A 12,787-nucleotide genomic window follows, 5' to 3' on the forward strand; every position below is an offset into this window, starting at 1 on the left:
CGGCGATACTGAGGCACAGACCACCGAGATGCAGGAGTTGGTGCACCGCGAAAGGACCGCCATGAGCACGCAGACCTTCGTTCTCCCCGATGTCGGGGAGGGCTTGACCGAGGCCGAGATCGTCACCTGGAAGGTCGCCCCCGGCGACGCCGTGCAGGTCAACGACGTGCTCGTCGAGATCGAGACCGCCAAATCGCTCGTCGAACTGCCCTCGCCGTTCACCGGCACGGTCAGCGAGACGCTCGTCGAGGAGGGCGTCACTGTTGCCGTGGGGACCCCGATCGTGACGATCGAGGCGGCTCCGGCCGAATCCGCGCCGCTGTCACAGACTGACGCTCCCGGTGCCGGCGGATCGCAATCCCTGACAGCGGCAGCCACGGGGGATGAGGGTGGCGGCGCGGTGCTCGTGGGATACGGGACGGGTGGTGCTGTCACCTCACGTCGCCGCAAGCCCGCCGAGCGGCCGGTGACGGCATCCGTCGGGGTCATCGCGAAGCCCCCGATCCGCAAGCTCGCGCGCGATCTCGGTGTGGACCTTGCGGCCGTCACGCCCTCGGGCGAGGCCGGCGAAGTCACCCGCGAAGACGTCGTGAAGCACGCGTCGCAGGCAAGTGTCTTCCGCAACATCGAGACCCCCGACTGGCCCGAGGTACGCGAAGAGACGATTGCTGTCGCGCCCGCTGCGGCGCCGGTGTCACCCGCCCCCAACGGTGTCGCTTCCCCGTTCGCGCAGGCCGCGGGACGGGTCGAGTCGATCCCGGTCAAGGGCGTGCGCAAGGCAACCTCGACCGCCATGGTGCAGTCGGCGTACTCGGCACCGCACGTGTCGGTGTGGACGGATGTCGACGCGACGCGCACGATGGAGCTCGTCAAGCGTCTGAAGGCATCCCCCGACTTCGCGGACGTCAAGATCTCGCCGCTGCTGATCATGGCGCGCGCCGTCATCTGGGCGGTGCGCCGGACGCCGATGGTGAACGCGGCGTGGGTGGACGGCGACGGCGGTGCCCAGATCAGCGTGCGCCACTACGTCAACCTCGGGATCGCGGCAGCGACACCTCGAGGACTGCTTGTCCCGAACATCAAGGACGCCCAGGACCTCAACATGCGCGAGCTCGCTCGCGCCCTCGAGAAGCTGACGCTCACGGCGCGCGAGGGCAAGACCACCCCGGCTGATCAGCAGGGCGGCACGATCACGATCACCAACATCGGCGTGTTCGGAATGGATGCCGGAACCCCGATCATCAACCCCGGGGAGTCGGGCATCGTCGCGATGGGCACCATCCGGCAAAAGCCCTGGGTCGTGGATGGCGAGGTGCGTCCTCGCTATGTCACAACCGTCTCGGGCTCGTTCGACCACCGGGTCATCGACGGCGATGGGATGAGCCGCTTCATCGCCGACGTCGCGTCGATCCTCGAGGAACCCGCGCTCCTGCTCGACTGACGCGTCCACGGCGCCGTCGGGTGAAGGATCGCGCTCGCTCGTTTTGATAATGATTCTCACCTCCGTTATCGTTGTCGGTATGACGACCGGACGACTTTCCACGCTGCTCGCGCTGGGCGCGGCATCCGCCCTCACCCTCACGGCCTGCGCCGGCACGGGCGGACCATCGGAGACCTCGGGCCCGGATGCCGCCACGCTGAGCGTCGTCGCGTCAACCAACGTCTACGGTCAGATCGCCGAAGAGATCGGTGGTGACGCGGTCACGGTCACCTCGATCATCGCCTCGGCCGCTCAGGACCCGCACGAGTTCGAGCCGACGGCTCAAGACCAACTCACGGTCTCGGAAGCCGACCTCATCATCGAGAACGGCGGCGGCTACGACGGCTTCATGGATGCCATGATCGAGGCGAGCGGCACGACTGCTCCGGTCATCACCGCTGCCACGTTCAACGCCAATTACCCCGGCGACGATGGCGCAGCGGAGACCGAAGACGCTCACGCCGATGAGGACGGTCACGACCACGCGCACATCGAGGGATTCAACGAGCACGTCTGGTATGACCCGCACACGATGGAGCACTTCGCCGAAGCCATCGCTGAGGAGCTCTCGACGCTTGACCCCGACAACGCTGACCTCTTCGAGACCAACGCTGCAGCCTTCATCGACCAGATCGCCGGGCTGGAGGCATCCCTCGACGAGATCTCGGCAGCTCATGCGGGCGAGGGGGTGTTCGTCACCGAGCCCGTGCCTGTCTACCTGATCGTGGCGGCAGGGCTCGAGAACCTCACCCCCGAGGCCTTCAGCGAGGCCGTCGAGGAGGGGCAGGACGTGCCCCCCGCAACCCTGCTCGAGGCGCTGGGCATCGTCGAAGACGGCTCTGTCAAGGTCGTTATCGCGAACGCGCAGACCGGTGGAGCAGAGACCACGCAGATCATCGACACTGCAACCGCGCAGGCAATCCCGGTGCTGGAGTTCACGGAGACCCTCCCGGAGGGCCAGACTTACATCTCGTGGATGCAGCAGAACATCGCGGAGCTCGCGGACGCGCTCGGCGCGTGAGCTCCAGCGCGACCTCGGACGCCCAGCCGCCGCTCCGCATCCGCGGGGCGGCGCTGCGCCGTGGCGAGCGGGAACTGTGGGCGGGACTTGACCTCGACGTCGAGCCCGGCGAGTTCATCGCGGTTCTCGGGCCCAGCGGCTCCGGCAAGACGACTCTGCTGCGGGCCATCCTCGGTCTCGAACACCTGAGCGCCGGGACCATCGAGACAAGCGGCCGCCGGGTTGAACGCCGGGGTAACCGGCACATCGGCTACGTGCCCCAGCAACGCCCCCTGCCACCCGAGACCGCGCTGCGGGGTCGGGACCTCGTGACCCTCGGTGTCACCGGCCATAAGTTCGGCTTCAGCCTCCCGCGTCGGAGTGAGCGCGACCGGGTTGACGCGTTGGTGGCGGACGTCGGTGCCGAAGGGTTCGCCGACCGGCCCGTCGGTGAACTGTCCGGGGGCGAGCAGCAACGGCTGCGCATCGGGCAGGCGATCGCCGACGACCCCGGCCTGCTGCTGTGCGATGAGCCGCTGACGAGCCTCGACCTTGCCAACCAACAGGCGATCGTGGCGCTCATCGATCGGCACCGGCGCGAGCGCGGCACCGGTGTGCTGTTCGTCACGCATGACATCAACCCCGTCCTCGACGTCGTGGATCGCATCCTCTACATCGCCGGGGGCCGGTTCACGCTCGGAAAGCCCGACGAGGTCTTGCAGACGAGCGTTCTCAGCGACCTCTACGGCGCTCCCGTCGCTGTGCTGCGCGCCGGCGACCGGCTCGTCGTCGTCGGCGCGCCGGATGCCGAGGTCTCACACCATCACCACCACGACGGCGACGAACTCGGTGGGGTGCACGCATGAACTGGTCTGACATCGGTGACGCCATGTTCGGGGGGGTGTCCGACTACGGTGCGATCCTCGCGTTGGTCTCGAACTCGGTCATCGCAGGCGCCGTGCTGGGCCTGGTCGGAGGCCTCGTCGGCGTCTTCGTGATGCAGCGCGACATGGCCTTCGCGGTGCACGGCATCAGCGAGCTCTCGTTCGCGGGCGCCGCGTTCGCGCTCCTGATCGGCTGGGATGTCGTGACCGGGTCGATCGTGGGCTCGCTCATCGCTGCGGGACTCATCGGATGGCTCGGTGCCCGCGCCCGCGACCGCAACTCGTTCATCGGCGTGCTCATGCCGTTCGGCCTGGGGCTGGGCATCCTGTTCCTCTCGCTCTACAGCGGCCGCAGCGCCAACCGGTTCAGTCTGCTGACGGGTCAGATCGTCTCGGTGCAAAACGCACAGCTCGGGTGGTTGATCGCGATCAGCATCCTGGTTCTGCTCGGTCTGCTCTTCATCTGGCGACCCCTGCGCTTTGACTCCCTCGACCCGCAATCGGCGGCAGCGCGCGGCGTGCCGGTCACGGCGGTCTCTCTCGGGTTCATGCTGCTGCTCGGGCTGATCGTCGCCGTGGCGATCCACATCATCGGTGCGCTGCTGGTCATGGCGCTGCTCGTGACCCCTGCGGCGGCTGCCATGCGAATCGCGTCGGGACCGTGGAGCGTGCCGCTGCTGGCAGCTGGATTCGGATTCGTCTCGGCGGTGGGCGGCATCCTGTTGGCTATCGCCGGCACGCTCCCGGTGAGCCCCTACATCACAACCATTTCGTTCCTGATCTACCTCGTCTGCCGCCTGGTGGGAGGACGCCGAGGTCGGGTGACGCGGGCGCGGTTCACGTGAGAGCTCCCACGCGCTCCCAGCCGGCGCCGAACGTGGCTCGCTAGACTCCCGGCCATGGCGCAACGCAATACCTGGCAGCGCGAACGCGTGCGCACGGCGCTGGGCGACGCCCCTGGCTTCATCAGTGCCCAGTCACTTCACGCGGTGCTTCGCGACGAAGACACCGGGATCGGCCTGGCTACGGTCTACCGCGCTCTTGCGAGTCTCGCCGACGAGGGCGCAGCCGATACGCTGCACGGCCCCGACGGCGAGAGCCTCTATCGTGCGTGTGAGACTTCGGGGCATCACCACCACCTGATCTGTCGCTCGTGCGGCGCCACGGTGGAGATCGCGGCGACCCCCGTCGAGCAGTGGGCGCGGTCGGTCGCCGAACAGCACGGGTTCACGGATGCCGAGCATGTGGTCGACATCTTCGGGCTCTGCCCCGAATGCACGGCGCGCGCCCGGGCGGCATCCGGCGACGGGAACCGTGCGCGCTGACGCTCCGGCGACCGATCGCGCGCGCGCGGGGGGCGCGAGCCCGGGTGCCCGGGCAGCGGTCGGCGTCGGAATCGGCATCCTCTTCATCGCGATCCTGGTCGCGATCGACCTTCTGTCACCGTCGCTGTTCACCTCACCCCTGTCGACGCGAGCGCAGGACGGTCTGACCCTCGCGATCAGCGTCCTGATCGAGTCACTGCCGTTCGTGGTGCTCGGTGTGGTGCTCTCGATCGTCGTGCAGGTCTGGATCCCGCCAGGGGTTCTCGAGCGATGGATGCCGCGCACGCCGTGGCTGCGGCGCGGCGTGCTCTCCCTCCTCGGCATGTTCATCCCGGTATGCGAGTGCGGCAACGTCCCGTTCGCACGCGGCCTGCTGATGCGCGGGTTCACGGTGCCTGAGACATTGACCTTCCTCATCGCGGCGCCGATCGTGAACCCGATCGTGATCATCACGACTCATCAGGCTTTCGGCTTCAGCGACGGCATCCTGGTGGCGCGCCTGGTGGGAGGGTTCCTGATCGCCAACCTGCTCGGCTGGCTCTACAGTCGGCATCCGAGCCCCGACGCCTTGCTGACCGACCGGTTCCGCGACACGTGCGAACTGGTCACGCACGAGCCCGGCGGCAAGGGACGCCGAAGCCTTGCGCAGCTGGTGGTCGAACTGCGCGCCGTCATGCCCGCGCTCATCATCGGGTCCGCCATCGCCGGAGCGGTGCAGGTGCTCATCCCGCGGGACGTGTTGCTGGCGATCGGGTCCAACCCCGCACTGTCGATCGTCGCCATGATCGCTCTCGCGATGGTCGTCTCGATCTGCTCCAACGTCGACTCGTTCTTTGCGCTCTCGTTCGCCTCGACCTTCACTCCCGGTTCGATCGTCGCCTTCCTCCTGGTCGGGCCGCTCGTCGACGTGAAGATGCTCGCCCTGCTGCGCACGACCTTCACGACCCGCACCCTCGTCGGGATCGTCGTGGTCGTCGTTCTGTCGGCCTTCGCCATGGGGACGGTGGTGAACCTTCTTGCCTAGGCTCGGCTCCCTCGGAACGCGCTGGCTCGGCGTCGGACTTGCCTCAGCGCTCGCCGTCCTCACCGTCGGGCTTGCGGTGACGGGCCGACTGTCGCTCTACATCAACCCCGAATCGGCGTGGTTCGCGGTCGGGATGTCGGTGATCGTGCTGGTCGGAGCTGTCGCATCCTTCGCGCTTCCGCTGGGCGCCGAAAACGACCACGGACACGATCACGGGGAGGCGAGCGCCCACGAGCATGACCACGCGCACATTCGGCATCCGGTAGCCCTCGCCGGCACGGTCGTCGCCGGAGTGCTTGCGAGCGCCGTCGTGATCGGCGCCCTCGCCCTGCCGCCGTCGTCGCTGTCGCCGCAGTTCGCTTCGACGAGTACCTCCACCACGCCGGTGTTGTTCGGCGGGAGGGATGTCGTCACCCTGGCATCCACGGGAGATACGGCGACCTTCGGGGTGGGCGAGTGGGCGACGGTGTTCGCGACGGCGACAGACCCGGCATCCTTCGACGGCGACGCCGTCACCTTGACCGGGTTCGTCGCCCCCGGAGATGCCGGGACCGGCTTCCTGCTCTCGCGGTTCGTCATCACCCACTGCGTCATCGACGCGCAACTGGCAGCAGTTCCGATCGCCTGGGGCGGTACGGCAGCGCCCGAAGGCGAGTGGGCGACCGTGACGGGCACGGTTCGCTCGGACTCGGACGGGCGCCTGCACATCGCCGCCGAGTCGGTTGAGGCTGTGCCCGAGCCCGAGGACCCGTATGAGTACTGAAGCCAGCCCGCGCGGTAGCGGCGCGGTCCCGTCGCGGCGGCAGCGGGCGGTACGACGGCGCCTGCGCGGGTTCGTCCTGGGCTTTGTCGGGGTCGCCGCTGCGATCGGCCTCGTCGGTGCTCTCGGGGCCGCAGCCACTGTGCTCATGGGGCCACGCGTGACCACCGTTCAGGTCGACCCGTCCGCCGCGATCTCGGCATCCGGATCCCGGCTGATCGTGACGACCTCGCAGTCGCTCGCCGACGTCGATCCTGCCTCGGTGACCGTGACTCCAGCAACGCCGTTCGATATCGACACCTCGGGTCGCAGTATCGGCGTGCGCTTCACGGTCCCCTTGGATGCCGACACCGAATACACCGTCACGATCGACGGGGTGACCGGAGTCTCGGGTGGCCCGTCATCCACGATCACCGAGTCGTTCACCACCCCGCCGAGCGAGGTGTTCCTGCTGCAGCGCGGCACGGTCGACGGCGACACCATCTTCCGCACCGACCTCACCGGCGAGGCAGCCGTCGCGGTGTTCGCTCACCCGCACATCGAGGACTATCGCGCGACCCGCGACCACCTCGTCGTGCTCGTCGACGAAGACGGCGAGAGCGCGCTCATCATGACCGACCTCGACGGGCAGAATCCGGTCGAGCTGACCCTGCCGGGCACCGGATACATTGCTGACCTGCAGATCGCCGACCGAGGGGAGCGGATCGGGTACCTGTTCACCTCGGCGACGGTCGGGACAGGAACCGGCGACGAATCGGCGCTGTACACGGCATCGCTCGATACCCCGACCGCCGACCCTACGAAGGTCGTCGTCGCAGGGGCCGACGAGCGGGTCGCACAATGGTCGTTCGTGCCCGACACCGACAGTGTGCTGCTGGTCGCCTTCGACGGGACCCTGTTGCTGACCGCCCCCGACGGATCGGCTCCGACAGCTCTCGGGCTCGCGCTCGCGATCGATGGCATCGCGCCGGGAACCGCCCAGGCGATCGTCGAGCGCGTCGACGGGCTCGTCGTGCTCGACCTGCTCACCGGAGAGGAGACACCGCTGGATGTGGGCGACGACCCGGCGGTGATCGGCAGCGTCATGCCGCTCCCGCGCGGCGGCACCCTGCGCACGACGTTCCCGATCGCCGATAGCGGACTGCCGACCGGTGCGACATCCGTCGTTCTCGTTGATGACGCCGGTGCATCGGCGGAGGTGTTCTCGGCGCCGGATACCGACGCCGTCCTGCAGACGTGCGTGTCGCCCAGCGGTCAATACGCGGCGATGCTCGTGGCGCCCGACCTGGCATCCAACCCATACGACACCTACCAGCTGCCGCTTCCCGCGACGGTGGAAACGCACATCGTCGAATTGCCACGGGACGAGAGCTCACAAGCCCGCGAACTGGTCGCGCTCGCCGGCTCGTCGATCTCGTGGTGCCGGCAGTCGGTGTCGTGGCGGTGATGATTCCCGACGGTCTGCGACCTGGGACGCGCTCCGACCTCTCGGCGTTGCCGGTTGACGTGGCCCCGACACTCCTCGGTGCGCACCTGATCGTCGAGGCTGGCGGTGAGCGGGTCGTCGCCCGTCTCACCGAGGTCGAGGCCTACCACGGCGTCGGAACCGGCGAGATTCCCGATCCCGGATCCCACGCGCGGTCGGGCAGAAGCGCTCGCAATGCGACGATGTGGGGTCCGCCGGGCCACCTCTACGTGTACCTCAGTCACGGCATCCATTCGTGCGTCAACGTCGTGTGTGCACCGGCGGGCGTCGCCGGCGGTGTGCTGCTGCGGGGCGCCGAGATCGTCGAAGGCGAGGAGGTCGCTGCGCAGCGCCGATTCGCCACCCGCGCGGTGGGACACGTCCGCGACCTGGCGCGCGGGCCCGGCCGTCTCGGGCAGAGCCTCGGTCTGCGTCACGCGGCCCACGACGGCATCGATGCCGTCGCAGGCATGGGTCGTGCCGGGGCCGTCGCGCGGCTGCTCATGCGCGAGGAGCCACTGGCGCCCGTGGCGACCGGGCCGCGGGTCGGGGTCGCCGGAATCGCGGGCACGGATGCCTACCCCTGGCGGTTCTGGATCCCGGGAGATCCCACGGTCTCGGCGTTCCGCTGGGGCCGGGGTGCAGAAGGGGCGCGCCCAGCCGCCGTGCTAGACTGACTCTTTGTCTGCGCGCACTCCAGCACGCAGTTCGTGCCCTTCCCTCATCATCCGGCCAGAAATGGTCTGTCGAGTGCGGGGTGCAGACAAGGGATCTTGGGTGGGGCCGTCCGGCCTCACGGTACAGAAGGAGACATCACCATGGCTGCAGTGTGCCAGGTGACTGGAGCGGTTCCCGGCTTCGGTCACAACATCTCGCACTCGCACCGCCGGACGAAGCGCCGCTTCGACCCGAACGTGCAGAAGAAGACCTACTACGTGCCTTCGCTCGGTCGTAAGGTCACCCTGAACGTGTCCGCCAAGGGCATCAAGGTGATCGACGTGCGCGGCATCGAGTCGGTTGTGAAGGACCTGATCGCGAAGGGTGTGAAGCTCTAATGGCGAAGAAGGCTCAGGACGTTCGTCCGATCATCAAGCTGCGCTCGACCGCCGGCACGGGGTACACCTACGTGACGCGCAAGAACCGCCGCAACAACCCTGACCGCATCGTGCTGAAGAAGTACGACCCGGTCATCCGCAAGCACGTCGAATTCCGAGAGGAGCGCTGATCCATGGCTAAGAAGAGCAAGATCGCCCGTAACCAGCAGCGCCAGGCGGTCGTCGACCGTTACGCAGCCAAGCGCCTCGAGCTCAAGAAGCAGCTCGTGGACCCCAACGCAACCGACGAGCAGCGTGAAGCCGCCCGCGTCGGCCTGCAGAAGCTTCCCCGCAACGCGTCGCCGGTGCGTCTGCGCAGCCGTGACGCGATCGACGGTCGCCCCCGCGGTGTGCTGACGAAGTTCGGCATCTCGCGTGTGCGCTTCCGCGACATGGCTCACCGTGGCGAGCTGCCCGGTGTGACCAAGTCGAGCTGGTAAGCCAGCCCGCAAACAAGCACTGTCGAGCTGGTAAGCCAGCTCGCGAACAAGCACTGTCGAGCTGGTAAGCCAGCCCGCGAACGCCAAGGCCCGGCATCCTCAGGCGGATTCAAGGGGTGGTCGCAACACCCGGTGAACTAGACAAGTTCTAGCAGACGCTCGGCTGGGGTTCTCCAGCCGAGCGTTTTGCGTGGTCGGCCGTTGAGCTTGTGGGCGACGTGTTCGAGGTCCTCTGGCCCGTAGACGGTCAGGTCGGTGCCCTTGGGGAAGTACTGCCGCAGTAGGCCGTTGGTGTTCTCGTTCGATCCGCGTTGCCAGGGCGACGCGGGGTCGCAGAAGTAGACCGGGATACCGGTGGCGATCTTGAACTGCTTGTGCGCGGCCATCTCCGCGCCCTGGTCCCAGGTCAGCGATCCGCGCAGGTGCTCGGGCAGCGTGCCGATTAGGTCGACGAGGACGTCGCGGACGGTCTCGGCGGTGTGGTCTCCGTCGGGCAGGTGCCCGAGCATCACGTAGCGGGTAGTGCGTTCAACGAGAGTGAGGATCGCGGACTTGTTCAGTTCCCCGGTAATGAGGTCACCTTCCCAGTGCCCCGGGACAGCGCGGTCTTCGACTTCGGCGGGACGGTCGCTGATCATGACCATCGGGTCGATGAACCGGCCCGTGCGATGCTCCGGCGACCGGTGCGGTTTGCGGCGGGTGCGACCGGTGCGTAACGCTGCCTGGACCTCGCGCTTGAGCCCGCCGCGAGCCTGGACGTAGATCGCCTGGTAGATCGTCTCCGTGCTCACGCGCATGCTCTCATCGTCTGGATGATCCTGGCGGATCCGGTTGCGGATCTGCTCCGGAGACCATTGTTCCCGCAGCCCGTCCATGACGTAGTCCCGCAATGGACCGGGGTGGGCGAGCATCGCAGGTTTTGGACGTGCCCGTGCGTCAGCGGCCGCCCGGTGCGCTCCGTTCGGCAGATATCGTCCGGCAACCGTGTGCGCGTCGAGCTCGCGCTTGATCGTCGACGTCGACCGACCCAGCTCCCTCCCGATCGCCCGCAACGACAGACCGGCGCGGTGCAGGTCGGCGATCTTCTCCCGCTCGATCAGCGACAACAGCCGGGAACCGACCTGATCCGGTACCAGCGGTGGTGGGCTCTGCATGGTCTCCATCGTGATGCGTCCGGTCGTGTAATCCACACGCCGCCCATCCGGATAAAACCGCGAGTTCCGGGACTTGCCGATCCCGCCTTCCCAGTCACGGGCGGTGCGCTCGTTGACGCCGACGCGCTCCACGGCCTCGCGCCGTCTCACGCCCTGCTCACGCAGCTGCAGATACTCGGCCTTCCGTGGATGCCCCAGCCGTCGCGACGACAAACCCGCCTGCCGAGCCCACCCAAAAGCGGTATTCCGATTAAGTCCCAGACGCCGCGCGACCTCAGTCACGCTCCCGATCTGGTCCATCAACGCCATAAACCGCGCCTTCAACGACGCGGACTCCTCCGAAAACGACACGGTGGTCGCAACCTCCCGAAACTCGGGGTGTTGCGACCACCGCTAGAACCCGCCCTCACGGATGCCGGGCCTTTCGCGTTTGATCAGGCCGAGTGGGCGTGCGACGTGGCCCAGTCGAGGGCGAAGTCGGCGACCTCTTCCCAGCCGTCCTGGCTCACGATACGGTGCGTGCGGCCCGGGAACTCCCGGTACTCCACGACTGCGGGGCTCCCGGTTGACGTGTACTTCTTGACGATGGCCCGGCCGATGGCCGGCGGCACGACATGGTCCTTCTCGCCGGTGATCACCAACAACGGGGCACGGTCAGCGCGTCCGAATTCGACGTGTGAGACGCCGCCCTTCTCGTTGAAGGCCGCGCCGACGCCCTCGAAGAAGACCCGGTTGTAGGAGGGAACCGCGAACTCTTGCCAGAGCTCGTCGGATGCGGCCCGCGACAGGTCGTTTCCGAATGTGAAGTGGAAGTGAGCCTTCGAGAGCTTCTTCGCACCGTTCTTGCCGAAGGGGTTCGAGAGGATCGGGGTCCCGGTCCACAGCGTAGAGAGGGGGAGCGTGGTGATGCCCGCAGGTTGGCCGGGAGTCACGGCGACGTACGCCGCACCGAGCCCGCGGTCGGCGAGCATCTGGGTGAACAGTCCGCCGAAGGAGTGGCCCATGATGATGGGCTTCTCGGGGAGCGCGCGGATGATCGCGTCGTAGTGGTCCACGATGTCGCGGATGCCGATCCCCTTCAAGGCGTCCGGGTTCGACCGGATGTCGTCAACGGAGCGGTCGTCGATACCAGGCCAGCCCGGAACGATGACCTCGTGGCCCGCAGCGCGGAAGCGCTCAGCCCATGTGTTCCAGCTCGTGGGGGTCATCCAAAGACCGTGGATGAGGACGATCGGGGTCTTGTGGCTCGTGTCCATTGGTTCTTCTCCTTGTGGGGTTCTTGTGGGGTCGCTGTGGGTGCTGCGGTTTGCGCGAATGCGAACTTCGGCGGCCGTGCGTTGCTACAGTAGACCGAACGTTCTATCTACACAAGTTTGTTTCCCGACATCTGTTCTGTGGCGTGCTAGTGCGTCGGGACGAATGACACGATGGGAGAGATCCGTATGAGTACAGACACACCACCGATCCCGTCTGCGCGCGAGCGTCTGCTCGCGGCAGCGACCGACCTGTTCTACAGCGAAGGCATCCATTCCGTCGGCGTCGACCGCATCATCGACGCTGCCGGAGTGACGCGAGCCACCATGTACAAGCAGTTCGCGGGCAAGGAGGACCTCGTCCTGGAGTACCTCCGCGGTGAAGACCGGATTCTGCGCGGCATGTTCGCCGAGGCATATGCCGCGACATCCGAACCTGCCGAGCTGCTCGAGCTTGCGATCGGGGGTATCGCCGCGGATATCGAGCAGCGCCATACGCGTGGATGCCCGTTCATCAACGCTGCAGCCGAGTACCCCAACGAGGGGCCGGTCCGTGAGCTGATCGACGAACACCGAGTCTGGTTCCGGGCCAGCGTGACTGAGGTCGCCGCCGCTGCCGGGCTGACCGACCCCGCCGAGGTCGCTGCTTCTCTCGTGCTCCTGCGCGACGCCGCGCTCGTCGGCGGGTACCTCGATGGCTCAGACACCGTCGCAACCGCGTTCATCCGCACCGCGCATACCGTCGTCGACGCGCACCGTCCAGACTGACGCGACAGCGGCCCGAAACCGAAGCAGCCGGATCCGCTCGAGGCAGCCGGCATTGCGGGCCGGTTCGCGCAGGCGCGGCTTGTTCGGGGTTGGTGACCGAGACAGTCACGGCAGTCACATGCGTCACTCCCGTGACGCGA

General features: G+C 67.4%; 15 protein-coding genes. 13 read left to right on the top strand and 2 right to left on the bottom strand.

Annotated features, from left to right (window positions below; all coding sequences use genetic code 11):
• The first annotated feature begins 61 nt into the window (after positions 1-61).
• From ACQVDU_RS13840 to rpsN, 12 genes are all read left to right on the top strand, one after another.
• Positions 62-1,441 (top strand): dihydrolipoamide acetyltransferase family protein, encoded by a 1,380-nt coding sequence (locus ACQVDU_RS13840; protein WP_300590761.1) that lies wholly within the window; start codon positions 62-64, stop codon positions 1,439-1,441.
• A 79-nt stretch (positions 1,442-1,520) separates the two neighbouring features.
• On the top strand, positions 1,521-2,501 hold the full coding sequence (locus tag ACQVDU_RS13845; protein ID WP_443477442.1) for a metal ABC transporter solute-binding protein, Zn/Mn family: 981 nt from the start codon (positions 1,521-1,523) through the stop codon (positions 2,499-2,501).
• Positions 2,498-3,346 carry a metal ABC transporter ATP-binding protein gene (locus ACQVDU_RS13850; protein ID WP_443477443.1) on the top strand — a complete coding sequence of 283 codons (849 nt, stop codon included), beginning with the start codon at positions 2,498-2,500 and terminating at the stop codon, positions 3,344-3,346. Before ACQVDU_RS13845 ends, ACQVDU_RS13850 begins: the two co-directional genes overlap by 4 nt.
• The gene (locus tag ACQVDU_RS13855; RefSeq protein WP_300590758.1) at positions 3,343-4,209 is read left to right on the top strand and encodes a metal ABC transporter permease; all 867 of its coding nucleotides are present in this window, start codon (positions 3,343-3,345) and stop codon (positions 4,207-4,209) included. The genes ACQVDU_RS13850 and ACQVDU_RS13855 overlap by 4 nt, the downstream gene beginning before the upstream one ends.
• 54 nt (positions 4,210-4,263) lie before the next feature.
• Complete coding sequence (locus tag ACQVDU_RS13860) at positions 4,264-4,689, top strand: Fur family transcriptional regulator (RefSeq protein WP_443477444.1); 426 nt, start codon at positions 4,264-4,266, stop codon at positions 4,687-4,689.
• A complete protein-coding gene (locus ACQVDU_RS13865; protein WP_443477445.1) occupies positions 4,679-5,713 on the top strand; it encodes a permease in 1,035 nt (344 codons plus the stop codon). The genes ACQVDU_RS13860 and ACQVDU_RS13865 overlap by 11 nt, the downstream gene beginning before the upstream one ends.
• Positions 5,706-6,476 (top strand): TIGR03943 family putative permease subunit, encoded by a 771-nt coding sequence (locus ACQVDU_RS13870; RefSeq protein WP_300591581.1) that lies wholly within the window; start codon positions 5,706-5,708, stop codon positions 6,474-6,476. Before ACQVDU_RS13865 ends, ACQVDU_RS13870 begins: the two co-directional genes overlap by 8 nt.
• A complete protein-coding gene (locus ACQVDU_RS13875; protein ID WP_443477446.1) occupies positions 6,466-7,920 on the top strand; it encodes an Ig-like domain-containing protein in 1,455 nt (484 codons plus the stop codon). The genes ACQVDU_RS13870 and ACQVDU_RS13875 overlap by 11 nt, the downstream gene beginning before the upstream one ends.
• Positions 7,920-8,615: a DNA-3-methyladenine glycosylase gene (locus tag ACQVDU_RS13880; protein ID WP_443477481.1), complete on the top strand. Its 696-nt coding sequence runs from the start codon at positions 7,920-7,922 to the stop codon at positions 8,613-8,615. Before ACQVDU_RS13875 ends, ACQVDU_RS13880 begins: the two co-directional genes overlap by 1 nt.
• Positions 8,616-8,756: 141 nt before the next feature.
• A complete protein-coding gene (rpmB, locus tag ACQVDU_RS13885; protein ID WP_195692548.1) occupies positions 8,757-8,993 on the top strand; it encodes a 50S ribosomal protein L28 in 237 nt (78 codons plus the stop codon).
• Positions 8,993-9,163, top strand: coding sequence for a 50S ribosomal protein L33 (gene rpmG, locus ACQVDU_RS13890; protein ID WP_005051772.1), 171 nt, complete (start codon positions 8,993-8,995; stop codon positions 9,161-9,163). The genes rpmB and rpmG overlap by 1 nt, the downstream gene beginning before the upstream one ends.
• A 3-nt stretch (positions 9,164-9,166) precedes the next feature.
• A complete protein-coding gene (gene rpsN, locus ACQVDU_RS13895) occupies positions 9,167-9,472 on the top strand; it encodes a 30S ribosomal protein S14 (protein ID WP_292707051.1) in 306 nt (101 codons plus the stop codon).
• Positions 9,473-9,609: 137 nt separating this feature from the next.
• Here the strand turns inward: rpsN and ACQVDU_RS13900 are convergent, their stop codons facing one another.
• Positions 9,610-10,776 carry an IS30 family transposase gene (locus ACQVDU_RS13900; RefSeq protein WP_443477482.1) on the bottom strand — a complete coding sequence of 389 codons (1,167 nt, stop codon included), beginning with the start codon at positions 10,774-10,776 and terminating at the stop codon, positions 9,610-9,612.
• 284 nt (positions 10,777-11,060) lie between these two features.
• On the bottom strand, positions 11,061-11,882 hold the full coding sequence (locus tag ACQVDU_RS13905) for an alpha/beta hydrolase (RefSeq protein WP_443477447.1): 822 nt from the start codon (positions 11,880-11,882) through the stop codon (positions 11,061-11,063).
• Between the two features lie 186 nt (positions 11,883-12,068).
• Here ACQVDU_RS13905 and ACQVDU_RS13910 point away from each other — a divergent pair, with 186 nt between their 5' ends.
• Entirely contained in the window at positions 12,069-12,647 is a 579-nt protein-coding gene (locus ACQVDU_RS13910) for a TetR/AcrR family transcriptional regulator (RefSeq protein WP_443477448.1), read from the top strand.
• The last annotated feature ends 140 nt before the right edge of the window (positions 12,648-12,787 follow it).

Source organism: Microbacterium sp. F2 (assembly GCF_052274505.1).
In the GTDB taxonomy this organism is placed as follows: domain Bacteria; phylum Actinomycetota; class Actinomycetes; order Actinomycetales; family Microbacteriaceae; genus Microbacterium.